The organism is Marinomonas foliarum (genome assembly GCF_003337275.1).
In the GTDB taxonomy this organism is placed as follows: Bacteria; Pseudomonadota; Gammaproteobacteria; order Pseudomonadales; family Marinomonadaceae; genus Marinomonas; species Marinomonas foliarum.
Window position 1 is genome coordinate 13,427 of the sequence record NZ_QPJQ01000031.1, and the last position, 19,750, is coordinate 33,176.

The 19,750-nt window shown below is 44.7% G+C and carries 20 protein-coding genes and 2 tRNA genes; 18 read left to right on the forward strand and 4 right to left on the reverse strand.

Annotation, left to right across the window (positions count from 1 at the left end):
* The first annotated feature begins 102 nt into the window (after positions 1-102).
* The 7 genes from DFP77_RS14750 (at position 103) to DFP77_RS14780 (ending at position 6,255) form a co-directional block, all read left to right on the forward strand.
* Positions 103-1,209 (forward strand): GGDEF domain-containing protein, encoded by a 1,107-nt coding sequence (locus DFP77_RS14750; RefSeq protein ID WP_258861180.1) that lies wholly within the window; start codon positions 103-105, stop codon positions 1,207-1,209.
* Positions 1,210-1,331: 122 nt separating this feature from the next.
* Positions 1,332-2,060, forward strand: a complete 729-nt coding sequence (locus DFP77_RS14755; RefSeq protein ID WP_114412990.1) for a YggS family pyridoxal phosphate-dependent enzyme — start codon at positions 1,332-1,334, stop codon at positions 2,058-2,060.
* Positions 2,061-2,137: 77 nt separating this feature from the next.
* On the forward strand, positions 2,138-2,965 hold the full coding sequence (gene proC / locus DFP77_RS14760) for a pyrroline-5-carboxylate reductase (RefSeq protein ID WP_114412991.1): 828 nt from the start codon (positions 2,138-2,140) through the stop codon (positions 2,963-2,965).
* An 18-nt stretch (positions 2,966-2,983) separates the two neighbouring features.
* Positions 2,984-3,526 carry a YggT family protein gene (locus tag DFP77_RS14765; RefSeq protein WP_114412993.1) on the forward strand — a complete coding sequence of 181 codons (543 nt, stop codon included), beginning with the start codon at positions 2,984-2,986 and terminating at the stop codon, positions 3,524-3,526.
* 159 nt (positions 3,527-3,685) lie between these two features.
* A complete protein-coding gene (coaD, locus tag DFP77_RS14770) occupies positions 3,686-4,180 on the forward strand; it encodes a pantetheine-phosphate adenylyltransferase (protein ID WP_374058258.1) in 495 nt (164 codons plus the stop codon).
* 66 nt (positions 4,181-4,246) lie between these two features.
* Positions 4,247-4,498: a YfhL family 4Fe-4S dicluster ferredoxin gene (locus DFP77_RS14775; protein ID WP_113917485.1), complete on the forward strand. Its 252-nt coding sequence runs from the start codon at positions 4,247-4,249 to the stop codon at positions 4,496-4,498.
* A gap of 38 nt (positions 4,499-4,536) precedes the next feature.
* A complete protein-coding gene (locus tag DFP77_RS14780; protein WP_258861184.1) occupies positions 4,537-6,255 on the forward strand; it encodes a potassium/proton antiporter in 1,719 nt (572 codons plus the stop codon).
* 12 nt (positions 6,256-6,267) lie between these two features.
* On the opposite strand, the gene DFP77_RS19875 is transcribed toward DFP77_RS14780, so the two are convergent.
* From DFP77_RS19875 to trmL, 3 genes are read right to left on the reverse strand one after another with little or no spacing between them, the layout of a single operon-like run.
* The gene (locus tag DFP77_RS19875; protein ID WP_258861181.1) at positions 6,268-6,852 is read right to left on the reverse strand and encodes an NAD-binding protein; all 585 of its coding nucleotides are present in this window, start codon (positions 6,850-6,852) and stop codon (positions 6,268-6,270) included.
* A 26-nt stretch (positions 6,853-6,878) separates the two neighbouring features.
* Positions 6,879-7,361 carry a potassium channel family protein gene (locus DFP77_RS19880; RefSeq protein WP_258861182.1) on the reverse strand — a complete coding sequence of 161 codons (483 nt, stop codon included), beginning with the start codon at positions 7,359-7,361 and terminating at the stop codon, positions 6,879-6,881.
* A gap of 14 nt (positions 7,362-7,375) precedes the next feature.
* On the reverse strand, positions 7,376-7,849 hold the full coding sequence (trmL, locus tag DFP77_RS14790) for a tRNA (uridine(34)/cytosine(34)/5-carboxymethylaminomethyluridine(34)-2'-O)-methyltransferase TrmL (RefSeq protein ID WP_114412998.1): 474 nt from the start codon (positions 7,847-7,849) through the stop codon (positions 7,376-7,378).
* Between the two features lie 119 nt (positions 7,850-7,968).
* On the opposite strand from trmL, the gene DFP77_RS14795 reads away from it, so the two are divergent.
* From DFP77_RS14795 to DFP77_RS14845, 11 genes are all read left to right on the forward strand, one after another.
* Positions 7,969-8,044: transfer RNA gene (locus DFP77_RS14795), tRNA-Phe, on the forward strand.
* 84 nt (positions 8,045-8,128) lie between these two features.
* Positions 8,129-8,204 (forward strand) — tRNA-Phe (locus DFP77_RS14800).
* A gap of 210 nt (positions 8,205-8,414) precedes the next feature.
* Complete coding sequence (locus DFP77_RS14805) at positions 8,415-11,615, forward strand: ATP-binding protein (RefSeq protein WP_258861183.1); 3,201 nt, start codon at positions 8,415-8,417, stop codon at positions 11,613-11,615.
* A gap of 43 nt (positions 11,616-11,658) precedes the next feature.
* Positions 11,659-12,006, forward strand: coding sequence for an Hpt domain-containing protein (locus DFP77_RS14810; RefSeq protein WP_114413002.1), 348 nt, complete (start codon positions 11,659-11,661; stop codon positions 12,004-12,006).
* A 220-nt stretch (positions 12,007-12,226) separates the two neighbouring features.
* Positions 12,227-13,528 (forward strand): sn-glycerol-3-phosphate ABC transporter substrate-binding protein UgpB, encoded by a 1,302-nt coding sequence (ugpB, locus tag DFP77_RS14815; RefSeq protein ID WP_114413003.1) that lies wholly within the window; start codon positions 12,227-12,229, stop codon positions 13,526-13,528.
* Between the two features lie 98 nt (positions 13,529-13,626).
* Positions 13,627-14,505, forward strand: a complete 879-nt coding sequence (gene ugpA, locus DFP77_RS14820) for a sn-glycerol-3-phosphate ABC transporter permease UgpA (protein ID WP_110574922.1) — start codon at positions 13,627-13,629, stop codon at positions 14,503-14,505.
* On the forward strand, positions 14,502-15,350 hold the full coding sequence (gene ugpE / locus DFP77_RS14825) for a sn-glycerol-3-phosphate ABC transporter permease UgpE (protein ID WP_114413005.1): 849 nt from the start codon (positions 14,502-14,504) through the stop codon (positions 15,348-15,350). Before ugpA ends, ugpE begins: the two co-directional genes overlap by 4 nt.
* A 2-nt stretch (positions 15,351-15,352) precedes the next feature.
* On the forward strand, positions 15,353-16,420 hold the full coding sequence (locus tag DFP77_RS14830) for a sn-glycerol-3-phosphate import ATP-binding protein UgpC (protein WP_114413007.1): 1,068 nt from the start codon (positions 15,353-15,355) through the stop codon (positions 16,418-16,420).
* Between the two features lie 7 nt (positions 16,421-16,427).
* Positions 16,428-17,204 carry a glycerophosphoryl diester phosphodiesterase gene (locus DFP77_RS14835; protein ID WP_114413009.1) on the forward strand — a complete coding sequence of 259 codons (777 nt, stop codon included), beginning with the start codon at positions 16,428-16,430 and terminating at the stop codon, positions 17,202-17,204.
* A gap of 14 nt (positions 17,205-17,218) precedes the next feature.
* Positions 17,219-17,977 carry a DeoR/GlpR family DNA-binding transcription regulator gene (locus DFP77_RS14840; RefSeq protein ID WP_114413010.1) on the forward strand — a complete coding sequence of 253 codons (759 nt, stop codon included), beginning with the start codon at positions 17,219-17,221 and terminating at the stop codon, positions 17,975-17,977.
* A 7-nt stretch (positions 17,978-17,984) separates the two neighbouring features.
* On the forward strand, positions 17,985-18,803 hold the full coding sequence (locus DFP77_RS14845; protein ID WP_114413012.1) for an HAD family hydrolase: 819 nt from the start codon (positions 17,985-17,987) through the stop codon (positions 18,801-18,803).
* Here the strand turns inward: DFP77_RS14845 and DFP77_RS14850 are convergent.
* Positions 18,790-19,710 (reverse strand): DUF808 domain-containing protein, encoded by a 921-nt coding sequence (locus DFP77_RS14850; RefSeq protein ID WP_114413014.1) that lies wholly within the window; start codon positions 19,708-19,710, stop codon positions 18,790-18,792. The two genes, DFP77_RS14845 and DFP77_RS14850, sit on opposite strands and share 14 nt — an antisense overlap.
* Between the last annotated feature and the right edge of the window lie 40 nt (positions 19,711-19,750).

Below are 19,750 nucleotides of genomic sequence, written 5' to 3' on the forward strand. Positions count from 1 at the left end.
TCTAGCTAAGTTTTTATTCGGCTAGACCTTACTATTTCTTTACTTTTACTATTCGGCCGTTACTCTAGTTTGAATTACAAACGGATGTGGTTTTAATCTTTTATGTCTAATGCCCCCTCAAATATACTGCTAGAGCAGCAGCAAACCTTGCTCTCTCGTATTGCATACCTTGAAAAAGAGCGAGACTTCATAAAAAAGTTGTACAGTGGCATGCCTCAAATGCTGCAGACAATTTCAAAAGGTGCTTTGCTTAGTTCCTTGCTGGATAGCTTTAAAACTAAGATGCAAGCACAGCTGCCGAATGCATATTGTTTGTTTCTTACCACTGATAAAGATTGCCTACAGTGGCACCTACAATACACAGACTCTGTTAATACTGCATTGCTCAATTCGAATAATTTTCTTAGCAAAATCCCCCAAGCTTTAGTGGCCTTTGCTGCAAGTCCTTCTTGCCCACAGCGCCATGATGAAGAAATTCAAAGCGCATCAGGATGGAAAATTTGGCAGTCGTTTATTAATGAACGGGGTTTTTCTGAGGTCTCTATGGTCAGTGTGTCGGACGGACAAGGTTCTATTTATCTGATGTTAGTATTCCAGCGAGACGCGCATCGATTAGAAAGTGATCTGATGATGTTGGCGTTGGATAATTACGCGTCTTGGCTGAGCGCGGTATTTGAAAGAGAGCAGGCAGATTTATTATTGCTGGAAGACAGTCATCGAGATCCAACAACTGGTTTGCTTAGACGATACAGTTTTGAGAATAGTTTTGGCATCATTCTGAAAGACTCCCGTCGCCATTTTTTACGCGCAGCGTTATTTTCAATTAGGGTTCTTTCTTCGTCCGCAATAAAAGAAACAGAATTAAAAGCGTTGGCTGAAGTGATGCAAGATACTGTGCGTGATAATGACCTAATTGCCTATTTTGGTGGGCGAGAACTGGTGATGGGAATTCGTATCCAGCATTTAGCAGATGCTGAAGTGGTGGCGCAAAAGTTACAGAAATCACTCAATTCACCAAAGTTCACTGACTATGCTTTGTTACAAGGAGGCTTGTCTATCGGTATTGCTTTTTACCCAGAGCATTCATCCCTTGAGTCTCTTTATGCAGCAGCGTCGTTGGCAGCTAATTCTTTGGGAAATGTCCCTGGCTATCGAATAGAATTTCATGGCAATTGTTTTCAATCCAGTGCGGACTTTTATTCTCTTTAAGCTTTTTTCGGCCTTTTAAAAGAATGCTATGCTTCGCCTTTTGTGGCGCTTCCTTTATTATCGGTTAGATGTATTGGAATAACCGTTAGATTTAATAACGATAACAAAGAGGCGTGGCAGACATGGCGACTGAAGTAGAGCTCAACGACACCAAAGAAATTAGAGCGAATTTAGCGGTCGTCTCTCAACAGATTGAAGAGCTTGAGCTGCAATATGATCGGACAGCAGGCAGTGTTCGTTTATTGGCAGTGAGTAAAACCAAACCCATTGAAGCAATAAAAGCCGCCTACGATGTAGGGCAACGAGCATTTGGTGAGAACTATGTGCAAGAAGCCGTAGAAAAACATCATGCTTTAGCGCACTTAGACGACCTTGAATGGCATTTCATTGGCCCTATCCAATCTAACAAGTCTCGTTTAATTGCCGAGTCAATGGATTGGGTTCATTCCGTTGACCGGGAGAAAATTGCTCGTCGTCTTAGTGAGCAGCGCCCAGATAACATGCCGCCATTAAATGTCTGTATTCAAATAAATATCAGCGGTGAAGAAAGCAAAGCGGGCGTATCCTTGTCTGAATTGAAGGACATGGTGGCTTTAGTTTCCAGTTTGCCAAATTTGCAGCTCAGGGGCTTAATGGCGATTCCTGCGCCACAGGACAATTTTGCCGCGCAATGTCTTGTGTATGCGCCTTTACATCAGGCGTTCATTGAATTATCCAAATCCGATAGCATGATGGATACCTTGTCTATCGGTATGTCTGGTGATTTACCCGCGGCCATTGCGTCTTGCAGTACCATGGTTCGTGTGGGCACGGCAATTTTCGGTGCGCGAGACTATTCTGCTAAGGCATGATGGGCTGTATCGTAATAAAACTTTAAAACAGACGGCGATAAAGCCTCTGCTACAAGAATGAAATAATAGGATTTGAAATGACACCAAGCATTGCTTTTATCGGCGTTGGGAATATGGCGAGAGCCATTTTTAGTGGTTTGCTGGCGAGTGGTTATCCCGCTGATAAAATCATGGGAACCTCTAGAACACCGGAAAAACGCGAATATTACCAACAGCAATACGGCATTTCCATGCTTTCAGAGAATGAGCAAGCTGTGAACGAAGCGGATGTTGTTGTGTTGTGTGTGAAGCCAGCACAAATGCAAATGGTTGTTGAAGAGTTTGCCTCCTTTGTCCGTGAAGACCAGTTGTTTATTTCAGTAGCGGCTGGTGTGGAACTGAATGCACTGGCGACCTGGTTAGGTAAACCGGCTGCTGTAGTGCGTAGTATGCCAAACACGCCTTCTCAGCTGGGTGCTGGTATGACGGGCTTGATTGCCAACCAATACACAAATGAATCTCATAAAGAATGGGTAAGCGAGCTTTTTGCAAGCATTGGTAGTTCAGTGTGGATAGAAGACGAAATACACATGCACACAGTGACGGCATTATCAGGAAGTGCGCCAGCGTACTTCTTCCGTTTTGTAGAAGCGATGGTAAAAAATGCCAAAGAACAAGGGCTAGATGAAGAGACAAGTCGTCAGCTAGCCAGCCACGCTATGTTAGGTGCGGCACGAATGATTGTTGAATTAGAAGACCCGATTGATCAATTAAGAAAGAATATTACTTCGCCAAAGGGAACGACAGAGCAAGCTTTGTTGTCTTTTGAGGCGGCTGATATTGATAAAATAGTCGCGAATGCTATGTATGCGTGTGCTGAGCGCTCGAAAGAGATGGCAAAAACTTTTTCTGCTAAGAAAGATTAATTTAAGGACATAGATAACATGTACTCAGATCCATTTGTAATGCTAGTAAAGGTTATTTGTAACCTGTACTTATTTATTGTGTTGTTGCGTTTGGTATTGCAACTGACGAGAGCAGATTTTTATAACCCGATTAGCCAAGGCATTGTGAAAGCAACCAGCCCTATTGTATTGCCTTTGCGAAAAGTGATTCCAGCGATTGGTCGCTTGGACACCGCGTCGCTTGTGTTGGCTTTTTTAGTGCAATTTATCACGGTTGCATTAGTAGTGATGATTAGTGGTGCCGTTATTTCTTCGGCCAGCTATGCTATTTATACGGTTGCAGGAACCATTTACCACCTGCTGGATCTGTATTTCTGGGCCATGCTTATCTCTGTCATTCTGAGCTGGGTTGCACCGGGCGCGAATCATCCAGGCGCTATGCTGGTTGGGCAAATTACGGCCCCTTTGTACCGTGCTTGCCAACGCTTCATTCCAACGCTAGGTGGCCTTGATCTGTCGCCGATCTTTATCTTCTTGGCGATTTCATTTTTGAAGCAAATGCTGGCTCCTTACAGTATTTAATCGCATAGAATTAGGCGCAACGGCGTCGATACACAGGGGACTGTGTTTCGACGAATTGAGAACAGGGTCGTATTCCTATATGATGCGACCCCTAAACGGGAATTAGAGCGCATTACAAGCGCCAGCAGCCCGACATGTTCTCCTTTATTAATTTTTTGGATGAAAGCTATGAGTACGATTGCGGTTTATCCTGGGACATTTGACCCTATTACAAACGGCCATACGGATTTGGTTGAACGCGCATCAAAGCTATTTAACAAGGTTATTGTAGCTGTGGCCGCGAGCCCGAAAAAACGTCCAGCCCTGTCTCATGAACTGCGTATTTCATTGGCAAAAACGGTATTGGGCCATTTGCCCAATGTAGAAGTAGTGGGGTTTGATAATTTGTTAACCGAGTTTACTCGTTCAGTGAATGGTCAAGTGGTCATTCGCGGTCTTCGAGCGGTGTCTGATTTCGAGTATGAATTTCAATTAGCCAATATGAATCGAGCGATTGCACCGGATGTAGAAAGTATTTTTCTGACACCTTCAGAGAAGCACTCTTATATTTCTTCAACTTTGGTTCGAGAAATTGCGTCGTTGAATGGTGATTTCGGGCAGTTCGTTAGCCCTGATGTAAAACGAGTTTTGCAGGAACACTATAAAACCATTTAATCGTGGTTTTGTTCATTGCCGTTTTTTATACCGCCGACAATATGATGGCGACTTTAGGAGAGAAGTATGTCTCTTATTATTACTGATGAATGCATCAATTGTGATGTGTGCGAACCTGAATGTCCGAACGAGGCCATTTCTCAGGGTGAAGAAATATATGTAATTGAGCCATCAAAATGCACGGAATGTGTTGGTCATTTTGATGAGCCTCAATGTCAGCAAGTTTGTCCCGTTGATTGCATACCTCTGGATCCAAATCGCAAGGAAACAGAAGAGCAGTTGATGGAAAAATATTTAACACTTACAGGTCAGCTGTAGTTTAATAGGTTGTTGCCGCTATCGACGCTAATGGTTTTATCTTTTTAGCGGGAATATTGCTATTAGTTAGTATTCTCGCAAGCTCGTTTACTGTTCGTGTTGGCTTACCTTTATTACTTGTCTTTCTCGGCATCGGGATGTTGGCAGGAGAAGATGGGGTAGGCCGACTGGATTTCGACAATCCAAATCTTGCCTTCTTCGTTGGTAATCTTGCATTGGCTGTCATTCTTCTGGATGGGGGTATGCAAACCAAAACCAGTACTTTCCGAGTGGCCTTATGGCCATCTTTGTCTCTTGCCACCCTTGGCGTTGTGTTAACCACGGCTTCCGTTGGTACATTCGCCGCTTGGCTTTTAGACGTTAAACTCATTTATGGTTTATTACTGGGTGCCATTGTTGGCTCCACTGATGCGGCCGCGGTGTTTAGCTTACTGCGCAATAGCGGCGTTAAGCTTAACGAGCGAGTGGGAGGTACGTTAGAAATCGAATCGGGTGCCAATGATCCGATGGCCATCTTGTTGGTGGTGATGCTGACAGGCTTGCTGCAAAGTTCTGAGCCGCTAAGCGTGCTGGCGTTCCTAGGGCAAATGTTGCAACAGTTTGCGATAGGCGGTGCGTTAGGTGTGCTTGGCGGCAAGCTGCTATTAATGGTTTTACGTCGCGTTCCTTTAATCGAAGGTTTGTACGCACTGCTTATTATCGCATTTGGCTTGGCGATGTTTTCTGGCGTGAATATGATAGGCGGCAGTGGTTTTCTGGCGGTTTATCTTGTTGGCCTGACCGCTGGTAATGGCCGTATCAAACAGCAAGAAGCTATTTCACAAGTTATGGATGGCTTGGCGTGGTTAGCCCAAGCAGGCATGTTCTTATTGCTAGGTTTGTTAGTCACGCCTTCTAGTCTGTTGACCCATGGCTGGCAGGCGGTTGCGATAGCTGCTTTCTTGATTTTTGTTGCTCGCCCTGTTGCCGTTATTCTGTGTTTGTTGCCATTTGATTTTCGATGGCCTGAACGTTTTTATATCAGCTGGGTCGGATTGCGTGGCGCGGTGCCGATTGTCTTGGCGCTATATCCTGTCATTGCAGGACTGTCTAATTCGGGATTGCTATTCGAAATTACCTTTACGGTCGTACTGATCTCTTTGTTGTTGCAAGGCTCAACCGTGCCGCAAGTGGCGCGTTGGTTGAAAATCGAAGTGCCACCAGCACCAGCACCCACCACAAGCTTCTCTTTGATCAGTGATACGGATGCGAATCACTCGCTAGAATTGTATGAATTCTTAGTGCAAGCCGACGGTGTGCGTATTCCAAGCACTATTCTCCAGAATGTGCCGAGCGAAACGGTTTCTACGCCTCAGCTAGTATCGCTGGTACGTAATCAGCAACCTATGGTGGTTGACGCACAAACAGAGCTGAAATCTGGTGACCGTATTTGGATGCTACTTCATCCTGGTGACGTGAACGATGTGGCGCAAATCTTCTCGCAGAAAGCCTCGTCGTCTTTCTTGTTGCAGGACTTCTTTGGTGAGTTTGCCATTCGTGGCGATGCGTCTTTGATTGATCTAGCGAAAGTGTACGGTGTGCCGCTTGATGGCATTGATGAAGCCGACACCGCAGCAGCCTTGTTGCAGCGTCAGCTTGGTAAGCACTTGGTTGTTGGTGACCGAGTACGTTTTGGTAATATTCGCCTAACTATCAGACAGATGGATGGTGGGAAAATAGAAGTAATTGGGCTTAAGCTGCAAGATAAGCAAGCCTAGGCCCAATCTTTGTTAGGCGTTAAGCAATCGGCCTATTTCTTCGTTTGATGGAAGAACTTGGTCGTCGTTTATCAGCACGATAAGCCCCTCGGCATCGATCATCGCTGTAGACTGAGGGTGAGTCACTATGCTGCCATTTTTATGAACATAGCCCAGCGCTGTTCCTATGTCTTTCTGGATCAGTGTGGTGACGACTTCCGCCCATGCAATATTATGTAAGCCCACATTCAGTCGAATAGTATGGTCGCCTTGATGTCGAAACAGATCCTCTAATACTTGCTCAGTGCCCGGAGCGATCAAGGAGCGTACCAGCATTTCGGGGTAAGCGCGTACTGGTCGAATAACGGCGTTTGCGCCAGCGTCTTTAAATCTTGGTCGATTTTTGTCGTTGATGGCCTCGGCCATAATAAACGCGGATGAGTTAAGCGCTTTAATACGATGTAGTATATCAAAGGTTAAACTATCAGAATGACCGTCTTGGTTATCTCGGCACAGCACAATAATGTATTTTGCTGTGTGCGCGCCTGCCGATTCCAGCATGCCATCTTCTAACGCATCTCCAGTATGATGAACCACGCCCTGAGATCTCAGATTCAACGATAAACCGTCTGGGAAGGCCTCTGTTAGTATTTGGATAGGAACATCGACGTTTGGCAGATCTGCCCAACTAAGAGCTCTAGGTAACGTTCAGAGTCGTACTGAGGAGTATTAATAATAAGAATATGGTTTTGCATATTATCCCATCTCATACGGCCTTTAATACGCATTTCTTTGCGCGATAGCCTGATTTCAACATAGTCACTGGCAATTTGAGCAAGTAGCGTTATTCCCATGCCATAAATTAAGACAACGGTAGAAAACTGCCCCCAAAAAGTGGCGGCAGAAATATCGCCATAACCTGTGGTACTGGCCGACGTCATAGTTAACCAAAAGGCTTGCCACCAATTTAGGTCTTCAAAGAAAACCATCGCTAAACTATGGAAGCCAATAACGCCCGCCAAGAAGACGAGGCGTTTTTTTAGATCGCTGGTATCGTGAAGATGTACTTTTTTACGAAATTGGCGGCGACTGTTTTTTTTCTTTAAAAGCAGTGAAAGAGAATTCATCGTACCTCTGCTGGTTATTCGCTGTCTGCATGCATAGCATAACCCAGCTGACGCCAAGATTCGTATACCATCACCGCGACTGTATTAGATAGATTCAGACTGCGAGAGTTCGCTTGCATTGGCAAGCGTAAACGCTGAGCTGGAGGTAAAGCATCAATAAACTCTGCTGGCAATCCACGAGTTTCTGGACCAAACACCAAGACATCATTTTCGGCAAAGTTTGCTTCACTGTGTGTACGGCTGCCTTTAGTCGTTAGCGCATAAACAGTGCCTATCTCATTTTGATCAACAAACGCCTGAAAATCAGGATAGCGCTTTAGGCGAGTGAACTCGTGATAATCCAACCCAGCTCGACGTAGTTTTTTATCTTCTAACTCAAAACCTAATGGCTCGATAAGATGAAGGTGATAGCCCGTGTTCGCACACAATCGAATGACATTGCCTGTGTTAGGCGGTATTTCTGGTTGGTAAAGTACAATATGCAGCATGGTTTTATCTCCTTGATATAGGAAGATAATACCAGAGCAGCAGAAGAAACTAAGATTTTAATTTTTTTTCAAAAAAACTATTGACCCTAAAAAAGGTTTCTCTATAATACGCCCCACTTGCCCAGATAGCTCAGTCGGTAGAGCAGAGGATTGAAAATCCTCGTGTCGGCGGTTCGATTCCGTCTCTGGGCACCATGATTAAGAGAAAGCCTGCTATTTTAGCAGGCTTTTTTTTGGTCAAAATGGCTTGCTCATCTCCATAGTCATTTTTTTCTATTTGCCCAGATAGCTCAGTCGGTAGAGCAGAGGATTGAAAATCCTCGTGTCGGCGGTTCGATTCCGTCTCTGGGCACCATTGTAATTTCTTAAACCTCCTTTTAAATACTGAATGGCTCTCTTTTATTCGAGCGACCTCATTTCGTTTTTATTATGCTCATTTTTAATAAGTCCCTGAAACTTCGCTGTTCACACAATGTCATCTTTTCGTTGCCAATCGCTTAAGGTGAATTGCTTTTTCTTACATAAAGTAACTAAGATTAAATCTTAAATGTGTGTCGATTTCGCTATGCTTAGTAGGTCTTTGGTGGAGCAAGTAAATATGATGAAGGTGATGTCTGTCATTGCTGTAACAGCGCTGGGGTATTTTGTCCTTGGTGTGCTTGGACTTGCTGTGGCAATTTCTCCTGGTTATTCAACAATCATTTGGCCGGCTTCTGGGTTAGCGGTAGCTGCATCTATTTTTTATCCTAAACTTGCGCCTCTTGGTATTTTTATCGGGTCCTTGTTACTCAATATTGGTGCGACTTGGTATAACCATCATATTTTTGCTTTTGTTCTACCGGCGCTCATCGCGTTCGGATCGACGTTACAGTCAACTGTTGCTGGTTATCTTGTGCGTCGCTTTGTGGGTGTGCCTTTTCAGTTTCATCGTGCGGCGTTGGTTGTGCGGTTTATCCTTTTAGCAGGTGTTCTTTCTTCTCTTATTGGCGCAAGTGTGGGGACCTCTTCGTTACTTGCTTTTGGTGTAATTGGCAAAGAAGCCTTTTTAACCAACTGGCTTGTTTGGTGGGGCGGCGACATGATGGGGGTGCTGGTTATGGTGCCTTTACTTGCTGTTTGTTTCCCTCGGTATTTTGGCAATCGATTCGATAACTCTTTGCGTCTGCTGAGTGGTTTTTTGTTTGTTTTGGCTATTACGATCATGTTGTCTTGGGGTAGTAGTTATTCCGAATGGAATAAGCAGTCAAAAGAGTTTGATGCAAATGCTGAATTGTTAGAGACGTTACTGGCAAATCGAATTAAAAACAGTGTGGATATGTTGCACAGTTTTGTTGGGTTGGTAAACGGTAGTGAAAAAATTCAAGCTAATGAGTTTGATATTTTTGCGAACAGTGTGATGCAACGTGATAATTCTATTTTAGCCGTGTCGCTGAATTTTTTGGTGACTGGAGAAGATATTCCAAGCTTTGAAGAAAAGATCCAAAGAAATTACCCGAAGCATGTGTTTCGAGTTAAGGAGAAAGACAGTACAGGAGTATTAAAGTTGGCGACGCCAAGACCTAAACATATTGTCGTAACCTTTATGAGTCCTTTTAAGAAGAATGAGGCGGCATTGGGTTACGATGTCTATTCACAGTCAGATCGACGTTTTGCCTTAGATAATGCCATTTTTCTTCGACAGGCTTATCCGACATCTCCGCTTAAATTAGTTCAAAATTCCACCGGTGTGCTTTTGTTTCTGCCGTTCTTTGATCGTCAAACAGACACTGTGCGTGGTGTTGCTGCAGCGGTTATTGAGTTGAGTTCTTTAACCGACACTATAGTTAATCAAGGGGGGTTACCTAATACCGATCTGTATTTAGTGGATGCTGATAATGGCGCTCCTGACCCTATTATTGTAGCAAAAAGTACGGCTGCGAATTTATCAGGAAAAGAACTTGTCACGCGCTATAACGGAGGAAAATTTGAGCACGCTGTTAGGTTTGATATTCAGGTGGGCGCAAAATCTTGGCAGCTTTATCAGGTTAGCGACAGCTATTTCTTTAAACCGCCTTGGATTGTTAAATTTGTTTTAGCGTGTGGCTTTTTGTTCACGGGTTTATTTGGTTGGTTTTTATTGATCGTCAGTAGTCATACGTCAGAAATCGAGAATCGCGTTAGATTGAGAACACGTGACTTGCAGCTGGTGAACGAGCATTTAAAAGCGTCTGAGCTGGAGCAAAGTAAAGCTAAGGAAGAGGCGCAAGAAGCGAGTCGTGCGAAGAGTGAGTTTTTGGCGAACATGAGCCATGAAATACGTACGCCATTGAATGGTGTTATTGGCTGTTTGTCTTTGTTGATGAATACTAAACTGCAGTCTGAACAATCTAAATTAGTGAGTATATCTCAGCAAAGTGCTGAGTCTTTGTTGGATATTCTTAATGACATTTTAGATTTGTCCAAGATCGAAATGGGCGGGTTAGTGTTAGAGAAACACGAGTTTGAACTGCCTGATTTGATTGAAGAAGTGACCAACATCTTTGTTCTCAGGGCGGAGGAAAAAGGCATAGTACTAAACTCGCCTGCGGTGTTGGTTCCTGAATTAACCTTGTTTGGAGATCGGTTACGACTCAAGCAGGTGTTGGTGAATTTGTTAGGCAATGCGATTAAATTCACTAGTGCTGGTGAAGTGTCTTTACGGATTGAGGTGGAGCCGCTATCCGACGCGGATGTGGTGTTACGTATTAGCGTTGAAGACACTGGTGTCGGTGTGTCTGAGGAGAGTCAGCGTCGATTGTTCCAGCGCTTTAATCAAGCGGACAGTTCGACGACTCGTAAGTTTGGTGGTACTGGACTAGGTTTGGCGATCAGCAAAGAAATTGTCGAGGCGATGGCAGGTGAAATTGGCTTGGTATCGGCAGAAGGCAAGGGATCGACCTTCTGGTTCCGTGTGCCATTTGAAACGCGTTCTGCGCCTATCAAAGAAATGGTGGTAATGCCTCAATTTAAGATGACGTTAGTGTATATTAATGACACTGGGCGAGAGTATGTTAGTGCGATACTTGACTCTCTTGGTATTACACACAATGCATATAGCAACCTTGAGCAGGCCTTGTCTGAAAGAGAGTTAATTGGTCAATGCGTGTTATTGGATACCGATGCTCTGGCTGCAGGAAACCAAGTTGATGTGACAGCATGGGATACCTTTTGTATAGCTAAAACAGTGTCGCAAATTTTATTGCATGGACGTTCTGATGCAGAGCCTGAGAAAGAGAAATATATTGATAGGTTAACCAAGCCTATCTTTATCCGGCCTTTGCTAAAAGTATTAGAAAATATAAAACCTGTATTGGAAGGAGAGGTGGTTATGACAGTTAAAGAAACGGAAAACACGTCAGAAGGGCGTCCTGTCTTTAATGCCAAGGTTTTGTTAGCTGAAGATAATTTAACCAATCAGATTGTGGCTCGAGGTCTATTAAATATGTATGGCGTTGACGTTGTGGTGGCCAGCGATGGACAAAAAGCTGTAGAAGAAGCCCAAACTACTAAGTTTGATATGATCTTTATGGATTGTCAGATGCCAGTGATGGATGGCTATGAAGCAACTCGTGTAATTCGTCAGTCTTCAGGCGGCGCAACGCCGTCAGATGTTGCGATTGTCGCTCTTAGTGCCAATGTTATGAAAGGCGATGAAGACGAATGCTTTGCTGCAGGCATGAATGACCATATTGCAAAACCTATCTCACAAGATAAGTTAACTGCGATTCTTACAAAGTGGCTTTCTTAAGGCGATATTATGAATACGGTCATAGATATTGAGGTTCTTCCTAATGATTGAGCTAAAGGTGTTTGATAATACTGACTACAGTAACCGTTTAGCATGCAATCAGGAGTTGATGGCTCTGGTGGCAGCGGAGTTCATTAAGGAAGCCAAAGGCTTATTGGACATGTTACATGCGCATATTGTTAACCAAGAGTGGGACGAATTTTCATTGGTGTCGCACCGTTTGAAAGGTGCGGCACTAGAAGTGTCCGGTAACCGTTTTTGTAAGCTCATTGTGGAAATGGAAATGCAGTCGAAGCAGGGCAACGTCGACACTCTTTCATCTCGTTATAGCATGTTAAAAGAAGAATTCGACGCGCTTGTTTATGCGCTCAACCAATACGTTTTACAGTAATTATCCCTTCATTTTTTTGTCGATATTCATGGGTATGGCCGTTTTTATATGGTTGTACTGAATGTCTTTGTTGGCTATGTCTTGAGTATTTCCTCCGTTTTGGTTTCATTTGAATGCTTGTTGTATTTCAAATGAAACCTATCTATCATCAAAATGAAATATTTTCTTTCTATAGTGGTTCTTTCTTTTCTAATAAAAACTCATTGTGAGGAACACGGAAATGCATAATTTGAAATTAGCGTCAGTTGTTGTTGGTTTATCTATGGCAAGTTCGGCCTTTGCTGCCACGCAAGTAGAATGGTGGCATGCAATGGGTGGTGCAAATGGTGAAAAGGTCAATGAAATCGCCAAAGCCTTTAATGACTCACAAAGTGATTATGAGGTAAAACCTGTCTACAAAGGCAACTATACCGAGACTATGACGTCAGCGATTGCGGCGTTTCGGGCGAAACAGCAGCCAGCCATTGTTCAAGTATTTGAGGTGGGCACCGCGAGCATGATGGCGGCCGAAGGTGCGATTTATCCTGTGTATAAATTGATGAAAGACTCTGGTCAGGCATTTGATGAAAGTGCTTACTTGAGTGCGGTGACAGGCTATTACTCGAACACTGATGGCGAAATGCTTTCTATGCCTTTCAATAGTTCCACACCTGTTCTGTATTACAACAAAGATTTATTCAAAAAAGCGGGCATCAGCCAAGCGCCTAAAACATGGCAAGAAGTAGAAAGTGTGTCTAAGAAGCTGCTCGCGTCTGGCGTTAGTTGTGGCTTTACGACCGCTTGGCAATCTTGGGTGCAGTTGGAAAACCTAAGTGCTCGTCATAACGTACCTTTTGCAACGCTGGAAAACGGCTTTGCAGGGTTGGGAACAGAGTTTAAATTCAATGGTCCTTTGCAAGTTGCTCATATAGAGAAAATGGGTGAATGGCAAAAGAGTGGTATTTTTAGTTATGCGGGTCGTACCAATGACGGCGCAGCTAAATTCTATAGCCAAGAATGCGCTATGTTTACTGAGTCTTCTGCGGGTTACGCTGGTATCAAACGTAACGCAACATTCGACTTTGGTGTGAGTGAACTTCCATACTGGGAAGGCAAAGTTAAGCAGCCTTCTAACACCATTATTGGTGGTGCGTCTTTATGGGTGCTGCAAGGCCACTCTAAAGAAGAATATAAAGGTGTTGCTTCTTTCCTAAGCTACTTGTCTAAAGCGTCAGTGCAAGCAGATTGGCATCAATTCTCTGGTTACCTGCCAATCACTAAAGCGGCTTACGATTTAACCAAAGAGCAAGGCTTCTACAAGGCAAACCCTGGAACAGAGACAGGCGTTAACCAAATGACGACTGGCACGCCAACTGCCAATACCAAAGGTTTGCGTTTTGGTAACTTTGTACAGATTCGTGGCATCATCGATGAGTCTTTAGAGTCTGTCTGGAGCGGTAAGGTTGATGCACAAACAGCACTAAATACGGCTGTTGAACGTGGTAACGCGCAACTTCGTCGATTTGAAAAAGCGAACAAGTAAATAAAATCTGCGCCCTTATGTTTTATACGTAAGGGCGCTTTATATTTCTACGATAGTTTGTTTTTTTATTTGTTGTTCTCTTTTGTTTGGATTGTCCGATGACAGTTACCTTTCCCCAAAAAGGCCTACCTTGGCTATTGTTGTTGCCGCAGTTGTTGGTCACAGCGATTTTCTTCCTTTGGCCTGCTGAACAAGCCTTAGAGCAAGCGTTTTATCAAGAAGACGCCTTTGGCTTGAGTCGTGAATTTATTGGTTTGGAAAATTTTATCGATTTGTTCACCGACCCTCTGTACTACCAATCTATGTTAACCACTTTGGTGTTCAGTTTTTCTGTTGCCATTGTGGGCATGTCGTTGGCGCTTTTCTTAGCTGTGATGGCGGACCGTGTGATCCGTGGCAAGCTAGCGTATCAAACCTTATTGATTTGGCCATATGCCGTCGCGCCAGTGTTGGCGGGTGTGTTGTGGTGGATTTTATTTGATCCGAGCATGGGGCCGATTGCCTTGTGGTTGAAGTCGGCCGGTGTTGACTGGAATCATTATCTTGATGGCAACCAAGCGATGATCTTGGTGGTAATTGCTTCGACTTGGAAGCAAATCAGTTATAACTTTTTATTTTTCCTTGCGGGTTTGCAAGCCGTGCCACGCTCGCTTATTGAAGCGGCGGCGATTGATGGTGCAAGTCCGTTTAAGCGCTTTTGGACCATTGTCTTTCCGCTTTTGTCTCCGACGACGTTTTTCTTGTTAGTTGTTAACCTTGTATACGCCTTCTTTGAAACCTTCGGTGTAATCGATGCGACCACCAAAGGCGGCCCAGGACAAAGTACCACGACCTTAGTTTATAAGGTGTTTGATGACGGTTTTGTTGGTTTGGATCTGGGTGGATCGGCTGCGCAATCGGTTGTGCTCATGGCGATTGTTGGTTTGATGACCGTTATTCAGTTTCGTTTTATTGAGCGGAAGGTGCAGTACTCATGATCGAAAATCGACCTTGGTTAACCTTTGCTAGCCACGCCACGTTATTGGTGGGGATCGGCTTGGTGGCATTACCTGTTTGGATGGCTCTGGTAGCGTCGACGCATCCTGCTTCGGCATTTGGTGTCGGGCATATCCCTCTGTGGTTTGGTGATGCTGGTGTAGAAACATGGGGAACCGTGTTGTTTGAAGAGGCGGGCAACGGTGTGGACACGCCTGTCTGGTTTATGATGCTGAATTCTCTGATCATGGCACTGGGCATTACCTTCGGCAAAATCGTCATTTCTTTGTTATCGGCTTACGCCATTGTGTTTTTTCGATTCCCGTTTCGTAACTTGTGTTTTTGGATCATTTTTATGACCTTGATGCTGCCAGTTGAGGTGCGGATTGTTCCCACCTATGAAGTGGTAGCGAATCTGGATCTTCTCAATAGCTATACGGGGTTAACTCTGCCTTTGATCGCCAGCGCAACAGCGACTTTTTTGTTTCGCCAATGCTTCTTGAGTATTCCGGGGGAGCTGGTGGAAGCCGCGCGAATAGACGGTGCTGGGCCATGGCGTTTCTTCTTTGACATCTTGTTGCCTCTGTCTCGAACTAATATCGCGGCCTTGTTTGTGATCTTGTTTATTTATGGTTGGAATCAATATTTATGGCCTTTGTTGATCACCACGGACGACGCTTATTACACCTTGGTGATGAGTATTAAGCGCATGCTGTCGGTGACCGATGGTGATATCGCATGGAACCAAATTATGGCAACCACCTTATTAGCGATGTTGCCACCGGTTGCGGTGGTGATAGGCATGCAGAAGCTGTTTGTTAAAGGCTTAGTGGATTCGGAGAAGTAGTAATGACGGACGTTATTTTAGAAAAAGTGGGTAAGACTTACCCTAATGGTTATCATGCCATTCCAAGCGTCGATTTAACGATTGAAGAAGGCGAATTTATTGTTCTGGTCGGCCCTTCTGGTTGTGGTAAATCCACCTTGTTGCGCATGGTGGCAGGTCTGGAAAGTATTTCTACTGGTGAACTGCGTATCCGTGGCGAGCGCATGAATGAGAAGGAACCCGCAGAGCGTGACATCGCCATGGTGTTTCAGAATTACGCCTTGTACCCGCATATGTCGGTGTACGACAACATGGCTTACGGCCTGAAAAACCGCGGCATGCCAAAGGATCAAATTGCAGAAAAAGTCAGTGATGTAGCACAGATGCTGGGCTTAACGGAATTGCTGCAACGTAAGCCGCGTCAATTGTCTGGAGGTCAGCGCCAACGTGTTGCTATGGGGCGAGCCATGGTTCGTGACCCGAAAGTGTTCTTGTTTGATGAACCCTTGTCTAACTTGGATGCAAAATTACGTGTGCAGATGCGTGTCGAAATTCGTCAGTTGCAGCGTAAATTAGGCACCACGACCTTGTATGTGACCCATGATCAAGTTGAGGCGATGACCTTGGCAGATCGCTTGGTGGTTTTAAACAAAGGCAAGGCGGAGCAAATTGGTACGCCGATGGATTTATACAATAAACCGGCAACGCCTTTTGTGGCGGCGTTTATTGGCTCGCCATCGATGAATTTGATCAATGCGAATTTGACTGAGCAAGGTATTAAAATTTCTGACGCCTTAACACTGCCTTTGTCCCATCAACATCGTGGAAGCATTGTTTGGGGGATTCGCCCAGAGCATCTAGAAGTGAGTGATGAGCGCAATGCCGATTTCGCTTTGCGTATCCAAGCGGTAGAATCACTGGGAGCGGAGACCTTAATTCACGGCAAAATAGAGACAGCATCAGGTGATGGAGAACCCTTGGTGGTGCGTTTGTCTGGACCGCATTTGCCGGATGTGAATAGTCTTATGTGGTTAATGGCGCCAGCACAACACTGGCATTTGTTTGACGAGAAAACTCAACAGAGACTGTGAGAACAAAATGCAAAATAATGATGTTTCAAAAGGTTATATTTTGAAAGACAAGGTGTTGGATACAAAAGTAATGGGGCACCGTGGTGCTGCACTATTGGCACCAGAAAATACCTTGGCGTCTATCCGAGCGGCTGCTGATGTGGGTGCAACGTGGGTGGAAATCGACGTGTATTTAATTGCTGAAGGTGGCTTGGTTATTTTTCATGATGACACACTTGATCGTTGCACTGATGGTTCGGGTTTAACGCGTGATGCAAGACCAATGGATATGGCAGAATTGGACGCCGGGTCTTGGTTCTCGGACAAGTTCACTGGTGAGAAAGTGCCCACTTTATTGGAGGCATTGGAATGCGTTCAGTCGTTAAATCTGGGCCTGAATCTAGAGATTAAACACGATAGCACCGATGTAGAAAATATTGTGCCTTCTGTATTAGCTATGTTACGTGATCATTGGCAAGACAATGACAAACTGATGATTTCCAGCTTCAATCTTGCGGCGTTAGAGCTATGTTATGAGATTGATGCTCAGCGCCATCTTGCGCCCTTGTATGAAGACATTCCTGAAAATTGGCTGGAGCAGCTTAAGGCTATTAAAGCGTACAGCTTGAATTGTGATTATTCGCGATTAACCGAAACACAAGCGCGAGCTATCAAAGCGGCAGGTTATAAGTTGCTGTGTTATACCGCCAATGACCCTAAAAAAGTGGAAGCACATTGGGAGTGGGGAATGGATGCGGTAATTACCGATGATCCGACTCAGTTCTCATCACTGTTGGCAGAATAAATTAAGGGCGTTGTGTGGGATTAAATGAAAGGCAAAACCAGATATTAAACTGGGTGCAGCAAGAAGACGCCCTATTGGTTGAAGAGATGGTGGCACGCTTTAATGTGTCATCACAGACCATACGTAAAGACATTAATCAACTAGCAGAACGTCATCTTGTGCGTCGAACTCATGGTGGTATTGCGCCAGTGTCTAGTGCGGAAAATTTACCGTTCGACCATCGCCAGTTTTTGAACAGTGACGCGAAAGAGGCGATTGCCGCTGATGTTGCTCAGGTGATACCCGACGGCGCCTCCGTGTTTCTAGGGATTGGCACCACAGTGGAATATGTGGCGAAAGCCTTGGTGTCTCATCGTGACCTACAAGTATTTACCAATAATTTAACAGTGGCGAGCATCTTGGGTAATTACCCTGAGATACGAGTGCGCGTTTTGGCTGGAAAGTTACGTCATCAGCATCATGATTTAGTGGGTGAAGAAACCTTGTCTGGATTGCGACAATATTATTTTGATTACGGCGTATTAGGCTGTGGTGGTCTGGATGAAGATCAAGGAATATTGGATTTTGATCCTGAAGAAGCGGCGGTGAGCCGTGTTTTGGTCGAGCAAAGTCGTCATAGTTTGTTGGTTGCTGATCAACACAAATGGGCGCGCAAGGCCATGGCGCGAGTACAGCCTTTTTCTGCAGTAGATTGGCTTTTTAGTGATGTACTGACAGAGTCGCAAACTCATTTACTCACCGCTCATGGTGTTCAAATTAAACTTTGTGCTTAGGACAATTATGTCGATATCTGTGCCTTCTGCGTTGTCGCTTTCTTCTTTAGAAAGCCAGATTTGCCAAAACTTACGATTTATTCTAACGGATTTTGATGACACGCTAACATGGGAAGGCCAGTTGCCTGTGGAAACTTTACAGGCGTTGGCGCAACTTGAAGCAAAAGGCATCAAGGTGATTCCAGTGACAGGAGGTTGTGCTGGCTGGTCCGATATGATTGCTAGAGCACTGCCTGTTGATGGTGTGATTACTGAAGGTGGTGCGTGTTTTATTGGCCGAACGGCTGACCGCCATCTGACGTATTCTTTCTGGCGCGATGAGTCAGAAATGCGTGCCGAGCAAGCGGCTATTCTTGCTCAAGTGAATGAAGTGCTCACTCAGTTTCCGCGTTTACATTTGGCAAGAGATCAGGCTTATCGTTTGACTGATGTGGCTATTGATTATGCGCAAGATGTCAAACCCGCAGCGGTGGCCGATAAAGATGCTTGTTTGGCGGCTCTCATTGAAATGGGATTAAACGCGAAAGCCAGTTCGATACATATAAACGTTTGCTCGCAAGGCTATGACAAGTTTTCAATGGCGCAGAGAGTATTGAGTAATGTGTATGGACTGAGTGATGCGCAGCAGCAAGAACAGGTGCTTTATGTTGGCGATGCGCCCAACGATGAAAGTATGTTTGCGCGCTTTCCACTGAGTGTTGGTGTTGCCAATATTGCCCAGCATTTGCCTATGATGCGCCACCGACCTCGTTATCAGACGACGCAACCGGGTGGTTTGGGTTTTGCTGAGCTGGCAGATTTTGTATTGTCCGCTAGGCTTTCTTAAGCTGTCTTCGTTTCGATATGAGTGTGGCAATGCCGACGGCAACGCCACCGAAAATCAAGCCGACCGAGAAGCTAATGCCTGTGTTTATTAAGCTGGTCATCAACGGCAGGTGAGCAATATCACCAGAAATGGCTAGTTCAGCAAGATGATGCAAAGCTGGTAAACCATGAACAAAAATGCCGCCGCCAACAAGGAACATGGCAATAGTTCCGACAATGGTTAGAAGCCGGATCAGCATGGGCGCGCCTTTCAATATGACTAGTCCCAGAGGTTGAACGAAGGCGTTTTTTGATTGATTAAGGTGTAGGCCAATATCGTCAAGGCGAACGATTAATCCTACCAATAAGTACACGCCCACGGTGACAGCAAAAGCAATCAGGCTCACCACTAGAGCTTGTGTTAATAAGCTTTGCTCTGCGACGGTCCCTAAAGCGATAACAATGATTTCTGCTGACAAAACGAAATCAGTTCGAATGGCGCCTTTTACTTTGCTCTTTTCTAAAGTGACTAGCTCTGCGGCGGATTTTGCTTGTTTGATATTTTGTCTAAGTGTTTCTTTTTCTTCATGGTTGTCTTTAAAGGTATGAAGGAGTTTTTCTGTGCCTTCAAAACACAGATATAATCCGCCAGCCATGAGTAATGGTTGAATGAGCCACGGAATAAAAGCACTGATGGTCAATGCCAATGGCACTAAAATAAGTTTGTTTAAAAACGAGCCTTTGGCAACAGCCCAAACGACTGGTAATTCTCGATCGGCTTTGATGCCGGATACTTGCTCTGCGTTTAAGGCAAGGTCATCGCCTAACACTCCTGCGGTTTTTTTCGCCGCGACTTTAGAAAAAACGGCAACATCATCTAATAAGGTGGTGATGTCATCAAGAAGTGCCAATAAGCCTGTCATTGCCATGATGGTTTGCTCTAATGGTAAATAAAAAATTTACGGGTAA